General features: G+C 64.5%; 20 protein-coding genes. 3 read left to right on the forward strand and 17 right to left on the reverse strand.

Annotation, left to right across the window (positions count from 1 at the left end; translation table 11 throughout):
• Positions 1–457 precede the first annotated feature (457 nt).
• Positions 458–4048 carry a DNA polymerase III subunit alpha gene (gene dnaE, locus AC1DE1_RS13910; RefSeq protein ID WP_477176710.1) on the reverse strand — a complete coding sequence of 1197 codons (3591 nt, stop codon included), beginning with the start codon at positions 4046–4048 and terminating at the stop codon, positions 458–460.
• Positions 4049–4139: 91 nt separating this feature from the next.
• Positions 4140–4691 carry a TlpA family protein disulfide reductase gene (locus tag AC1DE1_RS13915; RefSeq protein WP_477179114.1) on the reverse strand — a complete coding sequence of 184 codons (552 nt, stop codon included), beginning with the start codon at positions 4689–4691 and terminating at the stop codon, positions 4140–4142.
• A gap of 160 nt (positions 4692–4851) precedes the next feature.
• Between AC1DE1_RS13915 and AC1DE1_RS13920 the strand changes: the two genes are divergently transcribed.
• Entirely contained in the window at positions 4852–6291 is a 1440-nt protein-coding gene (locus tag AC1DE1_RS13920) for an amino acid permease (protein WP_477176732.1), read from the forward strand.
• Between the two features lie 52 nt (positions 6292–6343).
• Here the strand turns inward: AC1DE1_RS13920 and AC1DE1_RS13925 are convergent, their stop codons facing one another.
• From AC1DE1_RS13925 to rpsB, 15 genes are all read right to left on the reverse strand, one after another.
• Positions 6344–6544, reverse strand: coding sequence for a hypothetical protein (locus AC1DE1_RS13925; protein ID WP_441605256.1), 201 nt, complete (start codon positions 6542–6544; stop codon positions 6344–6346).
• 365 nt (positions 6545–6909) lie between these two features.
• Positions 6910–7548, reverse strand: coding sequence for a ribonuclease HII (locus AC1DE1_RS13930; RefSeq protein ID WP_441605255.1), 639 nt, complete (start codon positions 7546–7548; stop codon positions 6910–6912).
• Positions 7541–8752: a lipid-A-disaccharide synthase gene (gene lpxB / locus AC1DE1_RS13935; protein WP_477176708.1), complete on the reverse strand. Its 1212-nt coding sequence runs from the start codon at positions 8750–8752 to the stop codon at positions 7541–7543. The genes AC1DE1_RS13930 and lpxB overlap by 8 nt, the downstream gene beginning before the upstream one ends.
• Before the next feature lie 59 nt (positions 8753–8811).
• Entirely contained in the window at positions 8812–9585 is a 774-nt protein-coding gene (gene lpxA, locus AC1DE1_RS13940) for an acyl-ACP--UDP-N-acetylglucosamine O-acyltransferase (protein ID WP_441605253.1), read from the reverse strand.
• Complete coding sequence (gene fabZ / locus AC1DE1_RS13945; RefSeq protein ID WP_046972869.1) at positions 9582–10055, reverse strand: 3-hydroxyacyl-ACP dehydratase FabZ; 474 nt, start codon at positions 10053–10055, stop codon at positions 9582–9584. The genes lpxA and fabZ overlap by 4 nt, the downstream gene beginning before the upstream one ends.
• A complete protein-coding gene (lpxD, locus tag AC1DE1_RS13950) occupies positions 10048–11076 on the reverse strand; it encodes a UDP-3-O-(3-hydroxymyristoyl)glucosamine N-acyltransferase (RefSeq protein WP_441605252.1) in 1029 nt (342 codons plus the stop codon). The genes fabZ and lpxD overlap by 8 nt, the downstream gene beginning before the upstream one ends.
• A 157-nt stretch (positions 11077–11233) precedes the next feature.
• Positions 11234–13705 (reverse strand): outer membrane protein assembly factor BamA, encoded by a 2472-nt coding sequence (gene bamA / locus AC1DE1_RS13955; RefSeq protein ID WP_441605251.1) that lies wholly within the window; start codon positions 13703–13705, stop codon positions 11234–11236.
• Between the two features lie 219 nt (positions 13706–13924).
• Positions 13925–15271 (reverse strand): RIP metalloprotease RseP, encoded by a 1347-nt coding sequence (gene rseP, locus AC1DE1_RS13960; RefSeq protein WP_477178081.1) that lies wholly within the window; start codon positions 15269–15271, stop codon positions 13925–13927.
• A gap of 22 nt (positions 15272–15293) precedes the next feature.
• A complete protein-coding gene (locus AC1DE1_RS13965; RefSeq protein WP_477176706.1) occupies positions 15294–16481 on the reverse strand; it encodes a 1-deoxy-D-xylulose-5-phosphate reductoisomerase in 1188 nt (395 codons plus the stop codon).
• The gene (locus AC1DE1_RS13970) at positions 16478–17296 is read right to left on the reverse strand and encodes a phosphatidate cytidylyltransferase (RefSeq protein WP_441605248.1); all 819 of its coding nucleotides are present in this window, start codon (positions 17294–17296) and stop codon (positions 16478–16480) included. Before AC1DE1_RS13970 ends, AC1DE1_RS13965 begins: the two co-directional genes overlap by 4 nt.
• Positions 17297–17304: 8 nt before the next feature.
• Positions 17305–18045, reverse strand: coding sequence for a polyprenyl diphosphate synthase (gene uppS / locus AC1DE1_RS13975; protein WP_477176705.1), 741 nt, complete (start codon positions 18043–18045; stop codon positions 17305–17307).
• Positions 18046–18070: 25 nt separating this feature from the next.
• The gene (gene frr / locus AC1DE1_RS13980) at positions 18071–18628 is read right to left on the reverse strand and encodes a ribosome recycling factor (RefSeq protein WP_441605246.1); all 558 of its coding nucleotides are present in this window, start codon (positions 18626–18628) and stop codon (positions 18071–18073) included.
• Positions 18629–18789: 161 nt separating this feature from the next.
• Complete coding sequence (gene pyrH, locus AC1DE1_RS13985; RefSeq protein WP_441605245.1) at positions 18790–19512, reverse strand: UMP kinase; 723 nt, start codon at positions 19510–19512, stop codon at positions 18790–18792.
• Between the two features lie 211 nt (positions 19513–19723).
• Complete coding sequence (tsf, locus tag AC1DE1_RS13990; RefSeq protein WP_441605244.1) at positions 19724–20602, reverse strand: translation elongation factor Ts; 879 nt, start codon at positions 20600–20602, stop codon at positions 19724–19726.
• Between the two features lie 58 nt (positions 20603–20660).
• On the reverse strand, positions 20661–21551 hold the full coding sequence (gene rpsB / locus AC1DE1_RS13995) for a 30S ribosomal protein S2 (protein ID WP_441605243.1): 891 nt from the start codon (positions 21549–21551) through the stop codon (positions 20661–20663).
• Positions 21552–21896: 345 nt separating this feature from the next.
• Here rpsB and map point away from each other — a divergent pair, with 345 nt between their 5' ends.
• Together map and glnD are read left to right on the forward strand one after the other, a co-directional pair.
• Entirely contained in the window at positions 21897–22664 is a 768-nt protein-coding gene (gene map, locus AC1DE1_RS14000) for a type I methionyl aminopeptidase (RefSeq protein ID WP_046973047.1), read from the forward strand.
• 745 nt (positions 22665–23409) lie between these two features.
• On the forward strand, positions 23410–26064 hold the full coding sequence (gene glnD, locus AC1DE1_RS14005) for a [protein-PII] uridylyltransferase (protein WP_477178082.1): 2655 nt from the start codon (positions 23410–23412) through the stop codon (positions 26062–26064).
• Positions 26065–26136: the final 72 nt, after the last annotated feature.

Consider the following 26136-nt stretch of genomic DNA (forward strand, 5'->3'; position numbering starts at 1 on the left):
AATTGGTGAAGGGCCGCTCAGATGGGGCGGTGAGGCTAGATTGGCCCCTCACCCCAGCCCTCTCCCCGCTGGGGAGAGGGAGAAGTGATGTACATCGCGAAAACCAGCAAACCAGGGGCAATGCGAAGCGAGCCTCCGCTTTAAGTCCTCAGCGATTCGGGCGCGTTGCGCAGCGCTTGGAACTACCCGCTGTGTACCCTCGGAGGTTGTCCCACAACGACGCACCTCAAGCGCTCGGGCTTATCCCAGCACGATGCTGCGGGCGTTATCAGGCCATTTTCTTTGGGTTACTTTTCTTTTGGGCCAGCAAAAGAAAAGTGACTCGGTCGGCGGCAGCCGATCGAAACGCCCGCCGCGTAGGCGGCACGCTGGCGATACGCGACAACTGAGCCGTGTCGCTACTGGATCCCGGCGTACGCCGGGATGACGACTAGGAAAGGACGCGCCGACCGGTCAATCAATCCCCCCGCGGCCGATCATCCGTCTTCACAATCCTCAACTTCGCCGCCTCCACCCCAGGCACCGCCCGAATCGCCCGCAACAACTCCGGAATAGCATCCACCCGCCACTCCTCCCCCAACTCCAGGTCCGCCTGCGCCGTATCGTTGTGATACCCGTAAAGAATCACGCTAGCGCGCCCACCCCGGTACCCAGCCAACGTCCGCCGCAGGTCCTCGATAAAACCCGGATTGACCCCGTTCAGTTTTAAACGCAGCAGGCGCGCGTAGCGGCGGCAGCCGTCGCCGAGGGTGTAGGCGCTGCGGGCGCGTAAAGCGAAGCCGCCGCCAGAGAAATCGTCGATGCGCAGGCCGCCTTCCACCACCAGCATTTCGTCGCGCGTCAGCAACGGCGCCACCTGCTGGTAGAGCTCGCCAAAGAAGCTCACCTCGATGATCCCGGTGCCGTCTTCCAGCCGCACGAAGGCGTCGCTATCGCCGCGTTTGCGGATGGCCGTGACCATGCCGGCCACGGTCCACGGTGTATCCGGGCCCCGGCGGAAACGGTTGTTGTCGCCGTCGTCGTTCTTGCGCGGCTTGGGCGGCTGGTAGCGATCGCCGATCTCGCCCAGCGGACAAGTGGATAGTTGCGCCAGCTCGTCCTTCCACGGGTCGGTGGGATGACCGGACAGGTAATGGCCTAGCGTGTCGCGCTCGCCCTGCAGCAGTTGTTCCAGCGGCCACTCGGGCACGGTAGGGAGATCGACCTGCACGACCGGGGCAACGCTGCCCATCATCGCGCCGAACATATCGTTCTGGCCGCTCTGTCGATCGCGCAGATGCTGCTCGGCCACTTTCATCGCGTTCGGCAGCTGCGCCATCAGGCTGGCGCGGTTTTCGGCGAGTGCGTCGAGCGAGCCGGAAAGAATCAGCGCTTCGAGCACGCGTCGATTGAGCTTGGTCGAATCCACGCGACGGCAGAAGTCGGGCAGGTCCTTGTACGGGCCGTTGCGCTTGCGTTCGTCCGCGATCGCTTCGCACGCGCCCTGGCCGACGCCCTTGATCGCGCCCAGGCCATAGCGGATGGTGCGCGCGCCCTGGCGACCGGTCGACGATGAGCCGTCCGCTTCCACTGCCACGAACATGAATTCGGACGCGTTGACGTCCGGCGGCAGCACCTTCAGGCCGATCGCCTTGGACTCGTCGATGAAGGTGACGGCCTTGTCGGTGTTGTCCATGTCCGACGAAATCGTCGCGGCCATGAACTCGGCCGGGTAGTGCGCCTTCAGCCACGCGGTCTGATAGGAGACCAGCGCGTATGCCGCAGCGTGCGACTTGTTGAAGCCGTAGCCGGCGAACTTTTCCATCAAGTCGAAGATGGCGTCGGCCTTGTCGCCGGTGAGTCCGTCCTTGGCGGCGCCTTCGCGGAACTTGGCGCGCTCCTTCGCCATTTCCTCGAGTTTCTTCTTGCCCATCGCGCGGCGCAGCAGGTCGGCGCCGCCGAGCGAATAACCGCCCACGATCTGCGCCATCTGCATCACCTGCTCCTGATAGACCATGATGCCGTAGGTCTCTTTCAGGATCGGTTCGACGCGCGGGTCGGGATAGATCACATCCTCGCGGCCATGCTTGCGCGCTACGAAGCTGGGGATCAGATCCATCGGGCCGGGGCGATACAAGGCCACCAGCGCGATGATGTCTTCGAAGCGGTCGGGCTTGGCGTCCTTGAGCATGCGCTGCATGCCGGAGGATTCGAGCTGGAACACCGCCACCGTCTGCGCTTTTTTCAGCAGGTCGTAGGTGGGTGCGTCGGTCAGCGGCAGCGCGGCGATATCCAACGGCTCTTCGCCACAAGTCTCGCGGCGCAGATTGATCGCCTTCACCGCCCAGTCGATGATGGTCAGCGTGCGCAGGCCGAGGAAGTCGAACTTCACCAGGCCGACCGCTTCCACGTCGTCCTTGTCGTACTGCGTCACCACACCCGCGCCGCCCGGTTCGCAGTACAGCGGTGCGAATTCGGTGAGCGGCTTGGGACCGATCACCACGCCGCCGGCGTGCTTGCCGACGTTGCGGGTGAGGCTTTCCAGGCTCAGCGCCAGGTCGATCAGCGTGCGCGCTTCTTCGTCCTGCTCGTAGAGTTCGCAGAACTCCTTGACGATGCGATCGGGTTCTTTCTTGGCTTTTTCCGAACGACCGAGCGCGCACTGCAAGGTGAGGTCGAGCGGGCGCGCGGGAATCAATTTGGCGATGCGGTCGACCGCGTTGTAACCCATGCCGAGCACGCGGCCGGAGTCGCGCAGCACGGCCTTCGCCGCCATCGAGCCGTAGGTGATGATCTGGCTGACGTGGTCGCGGCCGTATTTGCGCGCGACATAGTCGATCACCTCATCGCGGCGATCCATGCAGAAGTCGATGTCGAAGTCGGGCATCGACACGCGTTCGGGATTGAGGAATCGCTCGAACAGCAGGTCGAACTGGATCGGATCCAGGTCGGTGATCTTGAGCACCCACGCCACCAGCGAACCCGCGCCCGAACCGCGGCCCGGTCCGACGGGAATGCCGTTCTGCTTACCCCAGTTGATGAAGTCCGCCACGATAAGGAAGTAGCCGGGGAAGCCCATCTTGATGATGACGTCCAGCTCGCGTTCCAGTCGCGTTTCGTATTCCTCGCGCGTGCGGCCCGGCGCGACGCCGGCGAATTCGAGTCGCTCGCGCAGACCCTCGCGCGAAATTTCGCGGATATAGCTGGCCAGGTCGTGGCCTTCCGGCACCGGGAAATCAGGCAGGTAGTACGTGCCGAAATCCAGTTCCAGCGAGCAGCGCTTGGCCAGCTCGATAGTGTTTTCCAGTGCCTCGGGAAGGTCGGCGAACAGCGCCTCCATTTCTTCCGGCGACTTCAGATACTGCTGGTTGCTGTAGTCGCGCGGGCGCTTGGGATCGGCCAGCACGCGACCCTGGTTGATGCAGACGCGCGCTTCGTGCGATTCGAAGTTGTCCGCCTTGAGGAAGCGCACGTCGTTGCTGGCGATCACCGGCAGGTCGAGCTCGCTGGCCAGGGCCAGGGCGGCGGCGTTCCAGTTTTCCTCGCCGTCGCGACCGGTACGGGTCAGCTCCAGATACAGGCGATCGGCCATTTGCTGGGCGAACGGTCGCAGGCGCGCGGCCGCGTTGGTCACGCCCTGATTCACAGCGATGCGTCCGGCTTCGCTTTCTCGGCCGAGCAGGGCGATCAAGCCACGCGTCGCATCCTCAGTCAGCCAGCTGGCGTCCACCAGCGCACGACCGCTGTGCTGGCCGTCGCGCCACGCGCGCGACACCAGACGGGACAGGTTGAGATAACCCTCGCGGTCCTGGCAGACGACCGTCAGACGCCAGGGGCGCGGATCGTCCGGCGCGCTCACCCACAGGTCGCAGCCACCGATCGGCTTGATGCCGGCGGCGCTGCAGGCCTTGTAGAACTTCACCAGCGCGAACATGTTGCTGTCGTCGGTCAGCGCGACGGCTGGGATACCCAGACGCACACAGGCTTCGACCAGTCCCTTGATGCGGACAGTCGAGTCGACCAGCGAGTATTCGCTGTGCAGGTGGAGGTGAGCGAAGCGAACGGACATGGCGCACGCGCGAGATGGATGTTCAGCCTAACGGTGCGGCAGGGGAGGGGCAAGATTGACATTGCCGCCCCTACGACTTTTCCCCATGGGATCAGGAAGAAGCCGGGCCTGCGACCGCTGCCTTCGTCGCGTCCGGCGCGGGTTGGGCGAGCAATTCGTCCACTTGCGCCATGATGGTGTCCAACAAATCTTCGCCGTAGCCGGTGTAGATGTGGGCAATACGACCGTCGCGCCCGATCATGACCATGAAGGGCAGGCCGTTGATGGCGTACGGCTTGCCGATGCGGTTGTCGGGGGCATCGTAGGTCAGGACCACGTCGAGGTTCTGCCAGCGGCGGCGCAAGTCCTTGAACTTGTCGTACTCGTCGGCGTGATTGACGCCGATCACCTTGAGCTCGTCGGCGCCCTTGAGCTTTTGCAGCACGGCCAGCACGGGCAGCTCTTTGCGGCAGTAGGCGCACCAGGAGGCCCAGAAGGAAACGATCACGACTTTGCCGCGCATGCCCGACACCAGGACGTCGTGCCCGTCGCGATCGTGGCCGAGATAGTCGGGCGGAATATCGCCGGGTCCGGGTCGGGCCTGGACCAGGGTCGCAACGGCAAACGCCAGCACGGCCAGCGTCGTTCGGATCGAGTGTCGCATCGCATCTCCCCCTGGATGGGCGAAGCATAGCCGAGGCCCGGGCCGGAGCCATGGCGCCGCGCAGCCGGACCTATGGCGGTTGCAGGGAGTGGCCGGGACTGGCATGGTCGAACGCTTTATCCATCTGCACGGCGGCCTGGTGCTCGCCGGGGAAACACTGATGTCACTGATCCGATCGCTGTTCACCGCCAAACCCATCGAGGCATCGCTGACCGCCAGCGACAACCTGCGGCGTACGCTGGGCCTCAAGGATCTGATCGTGCTGGGCGTGGGTGCGGTGATCGGCGCAGGCATCTTCGTGATCACCGGGCAGGCAGCGGCTGAGCATGCCGGTCCGGCCTTGACCCTTTCGTTTGTACTGGCGGGACTCGCCGCCGCACTGGCCGCGCTGAGCTACGCGGAGTTCGCCGCCATGCTGCCGGTCTCCGGCAGTGCCTATGTCTATGCGTACGCCACCTTCGGCGAGTTGCTGGCCTGGTTCATCGGCTGGAACGTGGTGGCCGAATACCTGCTGGCGGTGTCGTCGGTGGCGGTGGGCTGGTCTGGTTACGGCGTGGGCCTGATGCACAGCATGGGCATCGATGTCCCCAGCGTGCTGGCCAATGCGCCACTGGCTTTTCACGACGGTCACTTCGTGGTGACCGGTGCCTGGATCAACCTGCCGGCGCTGCTGGTGGTAACCGCCATCACGGCCTTGCTCTACACGGGAACGCGGCAATCGACCTTGTTCGCCAGTGTGGTGGTGGTGGTCAAGGTGCTGGTGGTGATCCTGTTCGTGGTGTTTGGCCTGCAATACATCGACACCTCGCTGTGGCACCCCTATGTGCCGGCCAACCAGGGCGGCGACCATTACGGCTGGAGCGGCGTGTTCCGCGCAGCGACCAGCGTGTTCTACGCGTACATCGGCTTCGACGCGGTGGCGACGGCGGCGCAAGAGACGCGCAATCCGCAGCAGAACGTGCCCGCCGGCATCCTGATCTCGCTGGCCGTGTGCACGGTGCTCTACATCATCGTGGCGGCGGTACTGACGGGACTGGTACCGTTTGCCCAGCTCGCCACCGCCGAGCCGGTGGCGACGGCGCTGGCGGCACATCCACAGCTGGCCTGGCTCAAGCTGCTCACGCAGGTTGGCGCGGTGGCCGGCCTGACCTCGGTGATCCTGGTGATGCACCTGGGCCTGGCGCGCATTCTCTACAGCATGGCCGGCGATGGCTTGTTGCCGCGCATGTTCGGCGCCGTGCACGAGCGCTTCCAGACGCCGCATCGCACGACCGTGCTGGTCGGCCTGGTCGGCGGCGTGCTGGCGGCGGTGTTCCCGCTGAGCCTGCTCGGCGACCTGCTCTCGATGGGTACGCTGCTGGCCTTTGCCACGGTATGCGTCGGCGTGCTGGTCCTGCGTCGCACGCGTCCTGACTTGCCGCGCGGTTTCCGCGTGCCTGCCGCCGCGGTGGTATGCCCGCTGGGCGTGGCGGTCTGCCTGTTCCTGCTCGCGCAGATGAATGCCGGCAACTGGATGCTGCTGGCCGGCTGGACGGCGCTCGGCATGCTGATCTATGTCGGCTACGGCTATCGCCATAGCTTGCTGCGGGCGCGCGACTGATTTCCCATTCCAGGGCGACGATGGCGCTCCATCGTCGCCTACCTTGACGGCATCACCAGATGTGAAAGCGTTCGCTGGCGTCGTAACGGTCGAGGTAGTGCTCCAGTCCGTCCACCCTCAGCGGATGGCGGTCGTAGTCGACGTGACGGTATTCGGCCTCGGCGATCGCATTCATCTCTTCAAGCGTGAGTTGCGAGTGGGGCGTGAGGTTGGGGCTGATGTCAGGCTCGTTGGGGCGGCGGGTGGTGCTCATGACACAACTCCTGCGGTCGAATGCGCGCTTGGAGCTTGAGTGCCATGCGGCTGGGGAGACCGCATGGGCCTGCATCCCTGCATACAGGAGACACCGCACCGCGTGGAACGTTCAGCGGGTGAGGGAGCAGGCGGTGGCTTTGGCTTCCTTATCCATTCGGATGCAGCGGCGGCAAAAAAGGTTGCCTCGCCATGGCTGTCGCGTGCGGGCCGCTGCTCCATGTTTCGAGCCTAGCGTAGCGCTATTGCGAGCCGATGACGTGGGTCAATGGACATGCATGTACAGCCGCTATTTGGCCTCATCGATGCATCACCAGACGCGACTCACAAGGAGTGAGTTGGACGTCCATTCCCCTTTGGATCGTTCTAGAACAGCACGCCCTGATCCACCAGGATCTTTACCGGCGCGAAGCTGCGTCGATGATGCGGGCACGGTCCCAGCCGCTGCAGCGCGGCCAGATGGGCCGGCGTACCGTAACCCTTGTGCTCGGCGAAGCCATAGCCGGGATGCTGGCGATCGAGTTCCACCATCCAGCGGTCGCGGGTGACCTTGGCGAGGATGGATGCTGCACTGATGGCAGGCTCCAGCGCGTCGCCGCCGATGATGGCGCGTCCTGCGCAGGGCAGGTCGCGCGGTAGTGCATTGCCGTCGATCCAGGCTTCGTGAGCGCTCGGCGTAAGCCCCGCCAGCGCGCGGCTCATGCCCGTCATGGTGGCCTGGAAGATGTTGATGCGGTCGATCTCGTCGGACATCACCATCACGATGCTATAGCTCAGCGCGCGCTCGACGATTTTCTCGTACAGCGCTTCGCGTTTGGCATGCGTGAGTTTCTTGGAATCGTCCAGGCCGCGGATGCGGGGCCTGGAGGGATCCAGGATCACCGCCGCCACCGCCACCGGACCTGCCAGCGGTCCGCGGCCGGCTTCGTCGACACCGGCGATAAAGCGCACGACGGCATCGGCGTCTGGCGCTACACGACGTGTCCTGGCCTTTGCTTCAGGCACGATGCGCCTCGATCAGCTCGGCGACCGCGTCGGCCGCCAGGTCGCCGGCGTGGCCTTGCAGATCGCCGCGCAGGGCAAGATGCAATTGCTCGAACGCGGCGACAATGGCGCCACGGCGCTCGCTGTCCTGGAACAGCGCCAGCGTGGCGTCGGCCAGCTTGTCAGCGGTGAAATCGTCCTGCATCAATTCGGGCACCAGTATCACGTCCTCGCCCATGCCATTGGCGCGAGCCAGGATATTGGGCAGCGAATAGACGTCCGTCTTGAGCATGTTCAGTGCGCGCGCAATGCGGTAGCTCACCGGCGAGACCCGGTAGCCCACCACCATCGGACGCTTGGCCAGCATCGCCTCCAGCGTGGCCGTGCCGGAGGCGAGCATCACCACGTCGGCGGCGAGCATCGCTTCGTGCGCATGGCCGTCGATCAGCTGCGGCGCGCTTTCGTCGTCGGCATGGCCGATGATTTGCTTCAGGCTGGCATGCACGCGTTCGTTCGCGGCCGGCACGATGATGCGCAGGCCCGGCATCTGCGCGGCGACCTTGCGCGCCGCTTCGATGAAGGCGCTGCCAAGTTGTTTGATCTCGGAACCGCGGCTGCCCGGCAGCACGGCGAGCACCGGAACGCTGAGCGGAATACCGAGAAAATCGCGGGCTCCTATGCGATCGGAGACCAGCGCGAAACGGTCCGCCAGGGGATGGCCGACGAAGCGCGCATCGACGCCGTGACGTGCATAGATCGCCGGTTCCATCGGGAACAGGCATAGCACGCGATTCGCGCTGCGTCCGATTTTTTCCGTGCGCTTTTCGCGCCATGCCCAGACCGAAGGGCTGACGTAGTGCACGGTGCGGATGCCGGCTTCGCGCAGGCGCTTTTCGACACCGAGGTTGAAGTCGGGCGCATCGATGCCGACCACCACATCGGGTCGTGCGGCGATGATGCGCGCCACCAGTTCCTTGCGCAGCTTCAGCAGCCTGGGCAGATGCGAGACGACCTCGGCGAAGCCAAACAGCGAGAGCTCCTTGATGTCGTACCAGGAGTCGAAGCCGGTGGCCTGCATGCGCGCGCCACCGATGCCGACGAAGCGCGCCTCCGGGTAGCGGCGGCGCAGCGCGGCGACCAGGTCGGCGCCCAGCTGATCGCCGGAGTCTTCGCCGGCGATGATGGCGATGGTGGGAGCGCGTCGGGTCACCTGGTTTTCAAGCATGTCCCCAAACCCTCAAGGCCAGAGCCGTGTCCGTTGGGTTGATATGGGCGAAGCCCAGATCAACGCGCCAACGAACGCTCGCTGCGATCAAGGAACTCCAGCATGGCGCGCACGTCATCGCTGTCGTTGGCCTGCGTGCTCAGCTGCTCGCGCGCGTCGGCCAGCGTCAGGCCGGCCATGTACAGCGTGCGGTAGGCGCGCTTGATGGCGGAGATGCGCGTGGTGTCGAAACCGCGACGCTTGAGGCCTTCGCTGTTGATGCCGCGCGGACGTCCACGTTGTTCGTTGGCCATCATCACGAATGGCGGCACGTCCGAGCCCAGCAGGCAGCCCATGCCGATGAACGCGTGCGCGCCGATCTTGCAGAACTGGTGGGCGCCGGAGAAGCCGGCCATCACCACCCAGTCGCCCACTTCCACGTGGCCGGCGAGGGCGGAGTAGTTGGAGAACACCGTGTTGTTGCCGATCTGGCAATCGTGGGCGATGTGGACGTAGGCAAGAATCCAGTTGTCATTGCCGATGCGCGTGGCGCCGCCGCCGTCGCTGGTGCCGCGGTTGATGGTGACGAACTCGCGGATCAGGTTGCGATCGCCGATGATCAGCTCGGTCGGCTCGCCCTTGAACTTCTTGTCCTGCGGCGCGCCACCCAGGGAGGCGAACTGGCTGATCTGATTCTCGCGTCCGATGCGCGTGGGACCTTCGATCACCACGTGCGGACCGATCACCGTGCCTTCGCCGACATGCACGTCAGCGCCGATCACGCTGTACGCGCCGATGCTCACGTCATTGCCAATGACGGCGGAAGGATCGATCTGCGCGGTGGCATGGATCATTTGTCGGACCTCGCGGCGCACATCAGTTCGCAGCTCGCCACTTCCTTGCCGTTGACGATGGTGCGTGCCTCGAACAAGCCCATGCTGCGCAGCAGGCGCTTGAGTTCGACCTCAAGGCGCAGCTGATCGCCCGGTACCACCGGCGCGTTGAAGCGCGCGTTGTCCACCTTGGCCAGGTAGAACAGCGGGCTGCCCGTGGTGCCCTTGAGGCGGCTGGAGATCTGCGTGAGCAGGCCGGCAGCCTGGGCCATGGCTTCCACGATGAGCACGCCCGGCATCACCGGGTGGCCCGGGAAATGGCCCTGGAAGAACGGCTCGTTGATCGTCACGTTCTTGATCGCCACGGCGCTCTTGTCGGGCACCAGCTCGATCACGCGGTCGACCAGCAGGAACGGATAGCGGTGCGGCAGCAGCTGCTGGATTTGTTCCACGTTCACGGGAAGGTGGAAGGGCACGGTCAGGTCACTCATTGTTGCTGTCCTTCTCCAGCGCCGAAAGGCGGCGCACGTATTCATCGAGATGCTTGAATCGGGCTGCGTTGCGCCGCCATTGGCGGTTTTCCTGCAGTGGGACGCCCGAGGAGTATTCACCGGGCTCGCGTATGGAGTGCGTGACCAGGCTCTTGGCGGTAATGGTAACCCGGTCGGCGACTTCCAGATGGCCAAGCACGCCCGCATTGCCGCCGATCATGCAGTAACGGCCGATCTTGGCGCTGCCGGCCACGGCGGCGCAGCCAGCCAAAGCCGTGTGCGCGCCAATGTAAACGTTGTGGGCGATCTGGATCTGGTTGTCCAGGCGCACGTCTTCCTCGAGCACGGTGTCGTCCAGCGCACCGCGGTCGATGGTGGTGTTGGCGCCGATTTCGCAGTCGTCGCCGATGCGCACGCCGCCCAGTTGCGGCAGCTTGATCCAGTGGTCGCGGTCGAAGGCGAGGCCGAAGCCGTCCGAACCGATCACCGCGCCCGGATGGACCAGCACGCGCTTGCCCAGGGTGACGCGGATCACCAGGGTCACGCGGGCGACCAGGCGACATTGGGCGCCTACGGTGCACTCGGGGCCGACGATGCAATGCGGGCCGAGTATCGCCCCGTCTTCCACCACGGCGCCGTCCTCGATCACGCAGCCCGGACCGATGCTGGCGGTCGGCGCCACGCGAGCGGTGGGCGCGACCACGGCCGTGGGATGGATGCCCTGCGGCGAGGCGGGCAGGCGTTCGAACAGGGCGGCGATCTTGGCGTAGGCCACATAGGGATCACGCGCCACCAGGGCGATCACCGGGCTGTCGGCCACGTTCTCTTCGCGCATCACCACCACGCCGGCGCGGGTAGCCGTCAGTTGCGAGGCGTATTTGCTGTTGGAGAGGAAGCTCAGCTGGCTCGGGCCGGCGCCGGCAAGGGTGCCCACGCCGTCGATGACGCGGGAGCCGTCGCCGTGACACACCAGGCCAAAACGCTCGGCCAGCTCGGATACGGTGGTTTGAAAAACGCTCATGTCAGCTCCCTGCAATCGGGCCATTGTAGGGCTCCCCGCCGGGGGCATCAAAAGTGCCCGGCGCGACGCAGTCGTCGCATCAGCGATGGTGGCCACAAAAAAGAAGGCGCGGCATGGCCGCGCCTTCTGCTGTTTCAACCTTGAGCCGGTCAGCCGATCAGAACTGGCTGCCGAAGGTGAACTGGATGCGCTCCTCGTAGTGACCATCATCCGCCTGGGTGCGCAGCGGCACGGCGAAGTTGATGATCAGCGGGCCGATCGGCGCCTGCCAGTGCAGCGAGAGACCCGTGGAGACGCGCAGCGTCTTGGCCGTGAAGCTCTGGTAATCCTGGTAGGCGTTGCCGACGTCCACGAACCACGACACGCGGGCCGTGTTGATGTCCTTGAGGAACGGCAGCGGCAGGTACAGCTCGGCCGTGCCCAGCACCTTGAACGCGCCACCCAGCGGCTGTGCGTAGCTGTACACACTGCCTTGGCAGGTGCCGTTCGGCAGCGGGGTGATCGGCACCTGCTTGCCCGTGGCCGGATCGGTCACGGTGCCCACGCAGACGCGCGGACCCAGCGTGTTGTCCTGGAAGCCACGAACGTCGCGCACACCGCCGGAGTAGAAGTTCTCCCAGAACGGGAAGGTGATCTTCTCGCCGGCCGTGTAGGTGGTGCCGCCATCGTTGTCGAAGGTCTGGCCGTAGGTCTTGCCGTAACCGACCTGGCCGTCCACGTAGAGCACGAAGCCCTTGCCGATCGGCCAGTAATGGTTCGCCTCACCCATGATCTTGTAGTACTGCACGGTGGAGCCGGGCAGTGCGATATCGGTCGACAGCGAGATCAAGCCGCCGCGGGTCGGCGCCCAGTAACCGTTGCGCGTGTCGTGGTTCCAGCCCAGCGTGGCATCCCAGGTGTGGATGGTCTGGTGGCCCAGCGCGTTCTGGTAGTCGATCAGCACCTGCGGCGAGTAGTTGGCCGTCTGCGTGACGGTGTTGCCGTTCTCGTCGACGGTCAGGTACTGGTAGCTGAGGTTGATCTTGTTGCTGCTGAGGCCCAGACCCGCGCGGATGTTGTCCGTTTCGGAAATCGGGAAGCTCAGGAAGCTGGAGAACGACTTCATCGAACTTTCGTAGTTGACGAAGTCGCTGTTGGTGTCGCCGTAGTTGCTCTTGGTGTAACCGGCGTTATAGCCGATACCCACGCCGCTATCGGTGAGGTAGGGGTTGAAGTAGCTGGCGTTGATGCTGGTGGAGTAGTCGCTGCGCGATGCGCCCACGGTGAAGCTGTCACCGGTGCCCATGAAGTTGTTCTGCGACACCGACGCGGACAGGATGATGCCCGAGTACTGCGAATAGCCCACGCCGAACATCAGGCTGCCGGCGGACTGTTCTTCCACCTTCACGGTCAGGTCGACCTGGTCTTCGGTGCCCGGCACCAGCGCCTTGTCGATGTTGACCGTCTTGAAATAGCCCAGGCGCTGCAGGCGGATCTTGGAGCGGTCGATCGCCGGTTGCGAGAACCAGCTGCCTTCCAGCTGGCGCATTTCGCGGCGCATCACGTCGTCTTCCGTGCGGGTGTTGCCCTGGAAGATCACGCGGCGCACGTACACGCGCTTGCCCGGCTCGATGTAGAGCGTGAGGTCGACGGTACGCTTGTCCTTGTCCAGCTTCGGCACCGGCGTCACCTTGGCGAACGCATAACCGATGCTGGCCAGGATGGTCTTGATCGCGTTGGTGCTCGCTTCGATCGCCTTGCGATTGAAGGTGTCGCCCTTGTGCACATACACCAGCTGATGCAGCGAGTCCTCGGGGAGGACCAGCTCACCAAGCAGATGCACGTCGGAGATGGTGTAGATATCGCCTTCCTTGACGCTGGCGGCGATGTACATCGAGCGCTTGTCCGGCGCAATCGTCACCTGCGTGGAGTCGACGCCAAAGTCGGCGTAGCCGCGGTCCATGTAGTAGGACTGCAGCTTTTCCAGGTCGCCGGAAAGCTTTTCGCGCGAGTACTGGTCGTCCTTCGAATACCACGACAGCATGTTGGACGTGCTCGACTCGAAACCCTTGCGGATTTCCTTGTCGGTGAACGCCTTGTTGCCGACGATGTTGATTTCCTTGATCTTCGCGACCTTGCCTTCGCGAATTTCAATGTCGACGGCCACGCGGTTGCGATCGAGGTTGGTCACGTGCGGATCGACCGACACGTTGTACTTGCCGCGGTTGTAGTACTGGCGAACCAGTTCCTGCTGCACGCGATCGAGCGACAGGCGGTCGAAGGTCTCACCTTCGGACAGGCCGATTTCCTTCAGGCCCTTGCGCAGATCCTCTTCTTTGATGTCCTTGTTGCCGCGCAGGGTGAGCTTGGCGATCGAGGGACGCTCGACCACCTTGATGACCATGATGTCGCCTTCGCGATCGATTTCGACATCGCTGAAGAACTTGGTCTGATAAAGCGCACGGATGGCGCGCTGGGCGCCATCGTTGGTCAGGCGGTCGCCGCGGTTGACCGGCAGGTAGTTGAGTACCGTGCCAGCGGAAATGCGGCTGAGGCCATCGATGCGGATATCGGAAACGACGAAGGGCTCGAAAGCGAGGACATTGGCGGACAGTGAGGCAAGCAGGATCAGGGCGGCGATACGCTTCATCGTCGATTCCGTTGGTTTATTCCGATAGGACGGCTTTTTAGGGCCGCCCCGATCAATACGTGAAGCCAGGACAAGCCCAGCCTTGAAAGGGTGCTTGCATCTTCCCCAGATGCACCGGGTAAACCACCGCCATGTTTCCGTAGCAAGCGCGTGATCGCGCACGCTGCAGATACGGCTGTCCGTCGGACGTCGCGCGACTTTCGGCAAAGCCGGTGCGCGTCACGAGGGCAGGAAGCGATGGATGTCGTTGTAGAAAGCCAATCCCATTAACGTGAACAACATGACCAGGCCGACATACTGACCTGCCATCATCGCACGTTCGCTGACGGGACTGCCTTTGACCAACTCAATAAGGTAATACAGCAGCCAACCACCGTCCAAGACCGGTATCGGCATCAGGTTGAGGATCGCAAGACTTAGCGACACCATGGCCAGGAAGCTGAAGAACCAGCCGATCCCCATGCTCGCCGAGGCGTTGGCCACCTGGGCGATGCCGATGACGCCGGAAAGGTTCTTGGTGGATGCCTGTCCGGTCAGCATCTTGCCGATCATGTTGAAGGTGGAGGCGGCGCTGTTCCAGGTGGTTTCCAGCGACGCACCGACGGCCTTCAGCGGGCCATAGCGAAGTACGGCCGGTTCGCGCTGGGCGAACTGCACGCCGATCACCCAGTTGGTCGGCTGACCTTCCAGCGACTCCATGCGGGCCGTGACGGACAGCGGAATGGTCTTGCCGTTGCGCTCCACCACGATGGCCAGGGTCGGCGACTTGGCCGCCTGCTCCGGCACCAGTCGCTGGAATTGCTCGTAGCTGTCCACGGCGGTGCCGTTGAGGCTGGTGACGCGGTCGCCGCCCTGCATGCCGCCCACCGAGGCAGGCTTACCCGGAAGCACGATGCCAACGAGAGCTGGCGAAGGAGCCAGCTTGAGGCCGAGCTGGTCCAGGTATTGCCCGATGTCCTGACCGGCCGGCAGCTGGTTCAGCGGCAACGTGAGGTTGCGCGTGCTGCCGTCGGTGCCGCGAACTTCCATGGGCAGCGGATCGCGGCCGAGCATGGCGTTGGCGACGACATCCATGGAGTCGCTCCAGGTGGCCACCACGTGGCCACCCACACTCAGGATGCGGTCACCGGTGCGCACACCGGCGTCGGCGGCCATGCTCTTGGGCGCAGCGTCGACGACCGGCGCAACGTCCGGCTTGCCCACCAGGAACATCAGCCAGAACGCAAACAGGGTGAAGATGAGATTGAAGGCGGGGCCGGCGGCGACAATCGCAATGCGCTGCCATACCGGCTTGGCGGTGAATTCCTGGCCGGCGAGGGCGGGATCGACCTCGCCTTCGCGGGCGTCCAGCATCTTCACGTAGCCGCCCAGGGGGATCATGGCAACCTGGTACTCGGTGCCGTCCTTGCCGATGCGCTTCCAGATCGCCTTGCCGAAGCCCACGGAAAAACGCAGCACCTTGACGCCGCAACGCCGTGCTACCCAGTAGTGTCCAAATTCGTGAAAGGTCACCAGCACGCCTAGCGTGACGAGTAACCAAAACACTGAGCCAAATACACTATTCATCGGTGAGAGCTTATCAGGCTTGTCAGCAAGCGTTGCGAAGGATGCGGCGGGCGGCCTCGCGGGCCGTGCGGTCGCGTTCATTCAGGGTCTGGACATCGACCACAGCTTGCGCCGGCAGTTCCGTAAGCACGCTCTCAACGAGATCGGCGATGCCCAGGAAGGGCAGCCCGCCGGCCAGGAAAGCCTCGACGGCAACCTCGTTGGCGGCGTTGAGAATGGCCGTGGCATCGCCGCCCGCCCGCAGCGCCTGGAAGGCCAGCGCAAGGCAGCGGAACGTGGCCAGATCAGGCTGCTGGAACGTCAGCGGAGCGCAGGCGGCCAGGTCCAGCGGCGCCACACCCGCTTCGATGCGCGCCGGCCACGCCAGCGCATGGGCGATCGCCGTACGCATGTCCGGATTGCCCAGTTGGGCCAGCACCGAACCGTCGACGTATTCGACCATCGAATGCACCAGGCTCTGCGGGTGCACCAGCACGTCGATCACGTCCGGGGCGGCGCCAAACAAATGGTGCGCCTCGATGACTTCCAGGCCCTTGTTCATCAGGGTGGCCGAATCCACCGAAATCTTGCGTCCCATCACCCAGTTGGGGTGCTTGCAGGCCTGCTCCGGGGTGACCCCTGCAAGTTCGGCGCGCGTACGGCCACGGAACGGGCCGCCGGAGGCAGTCAAGATGAGACGGCGCACGCCGCTGGCGGCCAGGTTGGGACGGCCGCCCGGCAGGCACTGGAAGATGGCGTTGTGTTCCGAATCGACCGGAATCAACTCGCCGCCGCCGACCGCTAGCGCGTCCAGCAGCAGCGCGCCGGCCATCACGATGGATTCCTTGTTGGCCAGCAGCAGGCGCTTGCCGCTACGTGCGGCGGCGAGCGTGGAGTCCAGTCCGGCGGCGCCGACGATGGCCGCCACCACGGTGTCGCACAGGTCGCCCGAGACAGCCTGGGTAACAGCGTCATGGCCGCTGGCAACGTCACAGCGCACGCCAGCCGCGGTTAGGCGGCGAACCAGCTCGGCTTCGAGCGTCGGATCGGCGATGACGGCAAGTTCGGGCTGGAAGCGGACGCACAGCTCGGCCAGCGCAGCGACATTGCTGTGCGCCGCCAGCACGGTGGCGCGAAAGCGGTCGGGATGGCGGGCAATCACATCCAGCGTGCTGCCACCGATCGAGCCGGTCGCACCCAGTACCGCCACCTTGCGCAAGCTATGACTCATAGACCCAGCAGAAGCATGCCGGCAGCGAACACCGGCATCGCGGCGAACACGCTGTCCAGGCGATCAAGCAGGCCGCCATGACCGGGGAACAGGTTACCCGAATCCTTCACGGCGGCATGGCGCTTCATCAGGCTCTCGAAAAGGTCGCCCACGATCGAGACCACCACGACGAACACCGACAGCACCAACAGGCCAATGAGCTTGCCGCCACTGACGCCGAGCAGCGAACCACCGACGCCGGCGACGATGGCGCCAGCCACGAAGGCGCCGTAGACACCCGCCCAGGTCTTGCCGGGGCTGATGGTGGGAGCGAGCTTGCGACGGCCGAACTGGCGGCCGCTGAAATACGCGCCGATATCGGCAGCCCACACGATCAGCAGCGCGAGCATGGTCCACCAGTTGCCGCGGTCTGCCGCGCCATGAATGGTCACGGCGGCGATCCACGCCGGCACGATGGTCAGCAGGCCGGCGCCCAGCTTGATCAGCATGTTTTCGCGCGTGGGCGCGGCACCGAAGGCGAAGTGGCGCAGCCATTGGCCCACCACGATCCACCAGCTCACGCCGATGCCGATCAGCACCGGCCAGGTGATGCCGGCGCGCACGTACCAGCACAGCGCGAAGATCGCGGCGGTGAGCACCAGCAGGGCGGCGCGTGCGGCGTTTTCCTTCAGGCCCGACAGCCGGGTCCATTCCCACATCGCGGCAAGAAAGGCGAGAGCGACGATCGCCGCAAACAGGCCCGTCGGCGCCAGCAGGATCAGGGCGATCACCAGCGGGGCGAGCAGCAATGCGGTCAAGGTGCGCTGGAGCAGCATGAATGTCCTTACGCCTGTTTGGCGACTTGGTCGCCGGTCTTGCCGAATCGGCGTTCGCGGCGTGCGTAATCGTCGATGGCGCTCTTCAAGCAAGCCTCGTCGAAATCGGGCCACAGGGTATCGGTAAAGTGCAGCTCCGCGTAGGCAAGCTGCCACAAAAGAAAGTTGCTGACGCGGCATTCGCCGCCGGTTCGGATAAACAGATCCAGCGGTGGCAGTTCGGCCAGGCACATGCCCTGGCCAAGCGTGGTTTCGTTGATGTCCTCGGCGCGCAGCTCGCCGTGTGCCACCGCTTCGGCGGCCTTGCGCGCTGCCTGCACGATGTCCCAGCGACCGCCGTAGCTCACGGCAATATTCAGATGCAGCGCCTCGTTGCCGGCGGTGCGCGCCATCGCGACCAGCATGCGCTGGCGCAGGCCGGCTTCGAAACTGTCCAGGTCACCGACGAAGCGAATGCGCACGCCGTTGCCGTGCAGTTCGTCCACTTCCTTGTCCAGCGCGCGCACGAACAATTCCATCAGCGCGCCGACTTCATCCTGCGGGCGCTGCCAGTTCTCGCTGGAAAACGCGAACAGCGTGAGCACCTTGACGCCCTGGCGCAGACAGCTTTCGACCACGTTGCGCACGGCCTTGCGGCCGGCGTTGTGGCCGAATGTGCGCGGTCGGTGGCGCAGCTTCGCCCAGCGACCGTTGCCATCCATCACGATGGCAACGTGGCGCGGTGTCCGCGCGGGATCGGCGCTGGTCATGGGCAGGCGCTCAGAGCGATGGCGCTTAGAGCGCCATCAGCTCCTCTTCCTTGTTCTTGACGACGCCGTCGACGTCTTTGACGAAGCGATCGGTCAGCTTCTGGATTTCGTCCTCGGCCTTGCGCTCGTCGTCTTCCGTGATCAGCTTTTCCTTGAGCAGATCCTTGACCTGCTGCATGGCGTCGCGACGCACGTTGCGGATGGCGATCTTGGCGTCCTCGCCTTCATGCGCCACGTGCTTGGCCAGTTCGCGGCGGCGCTCTTCGGTGAGCGGCGGCATGTTGAGGCGGATGGTGAGGCCCGAGGTGTTCGGCGTGATGCCGACGTCCGAGGCCATGATGGCTTTTTCGATCGGGCCGACCAGGGTCTTTTCGAACGGGGTGATGATGATGGAGCGCGAATCGCCCAGCGCCACCGTGGCCACCTGGTTCAGCGGCATGTCCGAGCCGTAGTACGGCACCTTGATGCCGTCGACCAGGGCGGTGCTCGCGCGACCCGTGCGCAGGCGCATCAGGTTGTGCTTGAGCGAGTCGATGCTCTTGCCCATGCGGGTCTGGGCATCGTTCTTGATGTCGTTAAGCATGGGAAACCCCTCAAACCGTGCAAGCCCGCGAGTATAGCAGGGGCCCATGAGGGCGGGGCGGGGGAGTGGGTCGTGGCGACGGCTCGGGGTGAGGGATGGTTGTCAGGGATGTGGGGTGAGCAGCGTCCCCGCGACTCACCCCCAGCTCCTCACTCAATTCCTCAGTCGTCTGACACCAGCGTGCCGATCGCCTCGCCCTGCATGATGCGCATGAGGTTGCCGGGCACTGTCATGTCGTAGATGCGCAGCGGCATGCCGTGGTCGCGGCACAGCGCAATGGCGGCGGTATCCATCACGGCCAGCTTGCCCTCGATCACCTGGTCGTAGGTGAGCGTGTCGTAGCGCGTGGCGTCCTTGTGTCGAGCCGGATCGGCGGTGTAGACGCCATCCACCTTGGTGGCCTTCAGCAGCAGGTCCGCGCCCACTTCCACGGCGCGCAGCGCGGCGGCCGAGTCGGTGGTGAAGAACGGATTGCCAGTGCCGGCCGCGAACAAGACGATGCGGCCCTTTTCGATATGGCGGATCGCGCGGCGGCGGATGAAGTCTTCGGATACGTCGTGGATCTGGATCGCACTCATCACGCGGGCAAAGCCGCCGCGACGCTCGATGGCGTCCTGCATGGCCAGTGCGTTCATCACGGTGGCCAGCATGCCCATGTGGTCGCCGGTGACGCGGTCCATGCCGGCGGCTGCCAGGCCCGCGCCGCGGAAGATGTTGCCACCACCGATGACTACGCCGATCTGAATGCCTGCCCTTTGGACTTCGATGATTTCGTCGGCGAGGCGGCCGATCACTTTCGGGTCGATGCCGTAGTCGGCCTCGCCCATGAGGGCTTCACCGGAGAGTTTGAGCAGGATGCGGCGGTAATTAAGCGGTGCGCTCATGGGGTCTCCGGATTGTGTGGGCAAAACGCGCGTATTGTAACGGCAGTGACGCGAACGGGTAAGGGTTGCGTGCCGTGACGGGGGAAGAAAAGCCGGCTGCACCGTGGGGGCGGGGGAGGGGCGCCGCACGCTTGGCGCGGCGGCAGGCTTTCATAAAAAAAGAAGCCGCGGTTGCCCGCGGCTTCTTCGAGACTTCCTGCAATGGGAGGCCTTAGACCTGCATCGCCTTGGCCACTTCGGCCAGATAGTCTTCCTGCACCTTCTCGATGCCTTCGCCGACGGCCAGGCGGACCACGGCCACGACGTCAGCGCCTTCCTTCTTCAGGACATCGCCGACGGTGACATTGGTGTCCAGCACGTAGGGCTGGCCGACCAGGGTCACTTCCGACACGATCTTGTTGATCTTGCCGGAGATGATCTTCTCGAGGATGTCGGCCGGCTTGGCCTTGTCCTTGTCGGTCATCTGGCTCAGCGCGATGTCCTTTTCCTTCGCGATGAACTCGGCCGGGACGTGCTCCGGCTTGATGTGCGGCGGGTTCATGGCAGCCACGTGCATGGCGATGCCCTTGGCCAGCTCTTCCGAGCCGCCCTTGAGCGCCACGATCACGCCGATCTTGCCGCCGTGCGAATAGGTGGCCAGCGGGCCATCGTTCGCGACGTGGGCAATACGGCGCACTTCGATCTTCTCGCCAATGGTGGCGGTCTGGGACTTGGCGGCAGCTTCGACGCTGTCGGCGCCCGGGAAGGCGGCAGCCTTGGCGGCGTCGATGTCGGCAGCGCCCGAGGCCAGCACGGCTTCGGCCACTTCGTTGGTGAACTGCACGAAATTCGGCGCCTTGGCGACGAAATCGGTTTCGCTGTTCACTTCGACCAGCACGGCGTTGCCGTTGCCCTGGGCGGTCGCGATGCGGCCTTCGGCGGCGACGCGGTCAGCCTTCTTGTCGGCCTTGGCCAGGCCGGTCTTGCGCAGGTATTCCACAGCGGCGTCGATGTCGCCGTTGTTCTCGACCAGCGCCTTTTTGCAATCCATCATGCCGGCGCCGGAGCGCTCGCGCAGTTCGCTAACCAGTTTTGCGGAAATGGCGGTCATCTGGGTTCCTCAAAAGCTTTGATGCGCCCCGACCCTTGCGGGCCGGGGCAGGGAAGGCTTACTCGCCGTCCGACGACGGCTCGTCGGCGCGACCGCGGCCACCACGGCCACCGTCACGACGCGGCGCGCCAGCGCCCTTCTTGGCCGGACCACGGTTGTTGCGGTCGTCACGGCGCGGGGCAGCCTTGCGCTCGTCCTTGGCCACCGGGTTGCCTTCTTCGTCCAGCTCAACGAACTCGTTGGCGTCGCCCTGGGCGGCAGCCGGCGCAGCGGCCTTGCCTTCCAGGATCGAGTCGGCAGCGGCACGGGCGTACAGCTGGATGGCGCGGATGGCGTCGTCGTTACCCGGGATGGCGTAATCGACCAGTTCCGGGTTGTAGTTGGTGTCGACCACGGCGATCACCGGGATGCCAAGCTTCTTGGCTTCCTGCACGGCGATGTCTTCGTGACCGATGTCGATGATGAACAGCGCGTCGGGCAGACGGTTCATGTCCTTGATGCCGCCCAGCGAATTCTGCAGCTTGTCGCGCTCGCGGCGGCGGGCCAGCACTTCGTGCTTGACCAGCTTCTCGAAGCTGCCGTCGGTTTCAGCGGCTTCCAGTTCCTTCAGGCGGGCAACCGACTGCTTCACGGTGCGGAAGTTGGTCAGCATGCCGCCGAGCCAGCGGGCGGTCACGAACGGCATACCGGCGCGCGCGGCTTCTTCAGCCAACGGCTCACGGGCCGAACGCTTGGTGCCGACGAACAGGACGGTGCCACGCTTCTGGGCGATGGCCGACAGGAAATTCATCGCGTCGGTGAAGAGCGGGAGCGTCTTCTCGAGGTTGATGATGTGGATCTTGCCGCGGGCGCCAAAGATGTACGGAGCCATCTTCGGGTTCCAGTAACGGGTCTGGTGACCGAAATGCACGCCAGCTTCGAGCATTTGGCGCATGGTGACTTGAGCCATGGTGTAACTCCAAATTGTTGGGTCGGCCCTGAAAGGCGATTGACCCGGGGGGTTGGGACCTCCACGCATCCCCGACTTCGACCCCGGCAGCCCGTTATGATTGGGTAGGCTGACCAAGGCACCCCGAAGACGGTGCCGATGCGTGTGTGGCGTTTAAGTGTCCGATCAAGGACTTGTGGGGGTTGCACCGCAAGGCGGTTACAATCTCCCTCGCTCTGCGACGACCGTCTGGACCCATGGAAAGGGACGCGTCGGGTCAGCAAAACTTCGAAATTGTAGCCGGTGCGCCGGCGATGCGGCAAGTCGCTGGATTTTCAGCAGGTTTGCCGCCATGTGAGTAGAACTATGGCAGTCACCCTTAAAACCCCCGAAGACATCCAGGCCATGCGCGAGGCCGGCAAGCTGGCCGCCGAAGTGCTTGCCATGCTCAAGGAGCATGTAAAGCCCGGCGTGACCACCGAAGACCTCGATCGGCTGGCCTACGAGCACATCGTCAATGTGCAGAAGGCGATCCCGGCCAACGTGGGCTACAACGGCTTTCCCAAGACGTTGTGCACCTCGGTCAACCATGTGATCTGCCACGGCATTCCGACGCCGGGCAAAGTCCTCAAGGACGGCGACATCATCAATCTCGATGTCACCGTCATCAAGGACGGCTGGCATGGCGATACCAGCCGCATGTATTTCGTCGGCACCCCGTCGGTGCTGGCCAAGCGCCTGGTGGACACCACTTATGAAGCGATGATGCACGGCATCCAGGCGGTGCGCCCGGGCGCGACGCTGGGCGACATCGGCGCGGCGATCCAGAAGCACGCGGAAGCGGCCGGTTTCTCGGTGGTGCGCGAGTACTGCGGGCACGGCATCGGCAAGGTCTATCACGATGAGCCGCAGATCCTGCATTACGGGCGTCCGAGCACGGGCCTGGAGCTGAAGAAGGGCATGACCTTCACGGTCGAGCCGATGATCAATGCGGGCAAGCCGCAGACCAAGCAGCTGCCGGATGGCTGGACGGTGGTGACCAAGGATCACTCGTTGTCGGCGCAGTGGGAGCACACGATTGCGGTGACGGATGATGGGTTTGAGATTTTGACGCCTTGGCCGGATGCGGCTTGAGGTTGTTGGATTTTTGATGGTTGAGGGAAGGTCGCTGCGGCGGCCTTTCTTTTTGGCTCATCCTTTTTGATCGTCATCCCGGCGCAGGCCGGGATCCAGAGCCTCGGTATTTGGTTGTCGCCTCTCCGCCAACGTGCCGCCTACGACGCGAAGCTAGTCCCTGTGGGACGCGGCGGGCGTTTCGATCGGCTGCCGCCGCTCGAGTCACTTTTCTTTTGCTGGCCCAAAAGATCCCACGGGACTAGCTTCGCGTCGAAAGTAACCCAAAGAAAATGGCCTGATAACGCCCGAAGCATCGTGTTGCGATAAGCCCGAACGCTCGAGGCGCGTCGTTGTGGGACAACCTCCGAGGGTACACAGCGGGTACTGCAAAGCGCTGCGCAACGCGCCCGAATCGCTGAGGACTTAAGGCGGGGCCTCGCTGCGCATCGGCTTTAGCCCCGCACATTGCGAACTGGATACCGGGCCTGGCGGTTGTCTGTGGGAGCGCACCCTGTGCGCGACCGTCACGCTGCGGTGTGCCGCTCCGTAGGCTTGTCGCGCACAGGGTGCGCTCCCACAGTTTTTTCTCCCTCTCCCTTTTGGGGAGAGCTCTGGGGTGAGGGGGGCTCGTGGCGGCGTTGCAATCGAAGCCGTTTATCAGGCTTGGGCTTTTGCCGATATTTTCTGGTCTTGACCACAATTTGCCCTGCGCTCCACCCCCATGCGTGGCAGACTTGCTGCATCGCCACATGCGTCCCTTTCCATGCCTGTCGCTCCGATCGTGTTGCCTCCTTTGCCACGCCTGCCTGCGGCGGTGCCGCGTTCGGGTGTGTCGGCGGATGCGCGGCGGGCGCTGCGGCAGCTGCTGGGTGATGTGGATCGCGCGCTGGCGACGGCGTTTCGCGATGGTGCGGATGCGGCGGCGCTGGCCCAGCGGCGCGGGGAGTCGGTGCAGCGGATCGTGGTGCATGTGTGGTCGGCCTGCCTCGGCGACGTGAGCGATGCTGCGTTGTTTGCGGTTGGCGGGTTTGGCCGCGGCTTGCTGTTTCCGCATTCGGACGTCGATCTGCTGGCGCTGGTCGGGCCGTCCGAACCGGCACGACTGCGCGCGCTGGAGCAGTGCTTCGCTACCCTGTGGGACATCGGCCTGAAAGTAGGTCACGCGGTGCGCGATCTGCCGCAATGCCGCGTACTTGCCCGGCAAGACGCCAGCGTGTTCACCAGCCTGCTCGATGCGCGCCGGCTGGTCGGTGATCCCTCGATGGAGGAAGGGCTCAAGGCGATCGTCAACGATCCTGCCTTGTGGCCGCCGGCCGAGTATCTCGCGGTGCGCCTGGCCGAGCGCGATGCACGCCACGCGCGCTACAACGACACGGCGTACAACCTGGAACCCAATCTGAAGGATGGCCCCGGTGGCTTGCGCACGCTCGATGCGTTGCGCTGGCTGGGTCGTCGTCTTGCGCATGCGGACGACTTCGACGACATGGTTGAAGAAGGCCTGCTCGATCCCGCTGAAAAAGACACGCTGGAACAATCCGAGGCCACGCTGCGTCGCTATCGCTACGCCCTGCATCTGGAAGCGGGGCGCGCCGAGGAACGCCTGCTGTTCGACTATCAGCGTGCCTTGGCGGCGCGGCTGGGTTTCCAGGACGAGCACGAGAAGAACCTCGGCGTTGAACAGTTCATGCAGGGCTACTACCGCGCCGCCAGTCAGGTGGAGCGGCTGGGCGTGCAGATCGCCGAGCGCTTCGAAGAAATGCTCGAGCCGCTCGCGCCACCGCAACCGGTAGGCGAGGATTTCGTGCGCTACGGCAAGCGACTTGCCGTGCGCGATCCGGACCTGTTCATGCGTCGGCCGGCAGCGCTGGTCGATGCATTCATCGCGCGATTGGGCGAGCCGGGCATCACCGGCTTCACCGCCGACACCATGCGCCGCATGCATCAGGCATCGGCCGCGCTGGATCGCGAGCTCGCCGACGATCCGGAGGTGCTGGCAGCGTTCCTGCGCCTGCTGCGCCTGGGTGCGCCGGCGGTCGAGGCGATGTGGCGGATGAATCGCCATGGTCTGCTGGCGGCGATTCTTCCGGCCTTTGGCAAAGTCTTTGGCCGCATGCAGTACGACCTGTTCCACGTCTACACCGTCGACGAACACACGCTGCGCGTGCTGCGCAATATGGCGCGCTTTGCCGACGCGGATGCGGCGAACGATTTTCCCATCGCCTGCAAGATCTGGCCGGGTTTGCCCAAGCCGGAACTGATGCTGCTTGCAGGGCTGTTTCACGACATCGCCAAGGGGCGCGGTGGCGATCATTCGGTGCTTGGCGAAGAGGAAGCGCTGGCCTTTGGTCGACGACTGGGTTTGCCGGAGGACGATACGCAGCTGATTGCATGGCTGGTGCGCTGGCATCTGCTGATGAGCACGACGGCGCAGCGGCAGGACATCACCGATCCCGATGTCGTGCAGCGTTTCGCCGAGACCGTCGACACGCCCGAACGGCTGGATTACCTCTACCTGCTGACCATCGCCGACATCATCGGCACCAGTCCCAAATTGTGGAACGGCTGGAAGGATCGCCTGCTGGCGGACCTCTATACGTCCACGCGCTACGTGCTGCGCAGCGAGGACGAATTGCCCTCCGATGCCGCCGCGCGCGTACGCCACTGCAGCGAGCAGGCCTTGGCGCTGCTGGAGCAGGAAGGCTTTACGGCCGACGCGTGCCAGCGCGTGTGGCGCGGCTTTCCGGAATCGAGTTTCCTGCGCCACCGGCCCGAACAGATTGCCTGGCAGACCTCGGCGATCCTGCGCGCCAAGGGCGCAACGCCGCTGGTCGAGGTGCATCCGAAATCCGTGCGTGGCACCACCGAGTTGTTCGTTTACGTACCCGATCGCGATGGCTTGTTTGCCGCCGTCACGGCCATGCTCGATCGCCTGCATCTATCCGTGATGGAGGCGCGCATTCTCAGCTCGCCCACCGGCATGGCGCTGGATACCTTCCTGTTGCTCGAAGCGGATACGCAGCAGCCGGCCACGCCGGAGCGTGCCGACGAGCTCAAGCAGCGCCTGCATCGCGCCTTGTCGCAGCCGGGTCATGTGCACCAGCCGTCGCGCCGCAGCATGTCGCGGCACCTGAAGCATTTCCAGGCGGCGCCGAAGATTGCCTTCAGCACCGTCAACGGCCGCACACGCCTGGCCCTGGTGTGCAGCGATCGCCCCGGCCTGCTCGCGGCGGTGGCGCAGGGCATGATGGATGCCGGTGTGCGCGTGCACGACGCGCGCATTGCCACCTTCGGCGAGCGCGTGGAGGATTTTTTCCTTATCACCGACCGTCACGACGCGCCCTTGAGCATCGAGTTGCAGGATCGATTGCTGCATGCCTTGCTCGAACGGCTGGGGCCCGCCAAGGAAAAACGCGCCTGAGGCGGCGACGTGGCATCGACTCGCGGCGCACGCCTTTTCTTGTCAGAATCGCTTGTCCCTTGCGGCACCTTG

It is taken from the genome of Dyella sp. 05T440 (assembly GCF_056395965.1).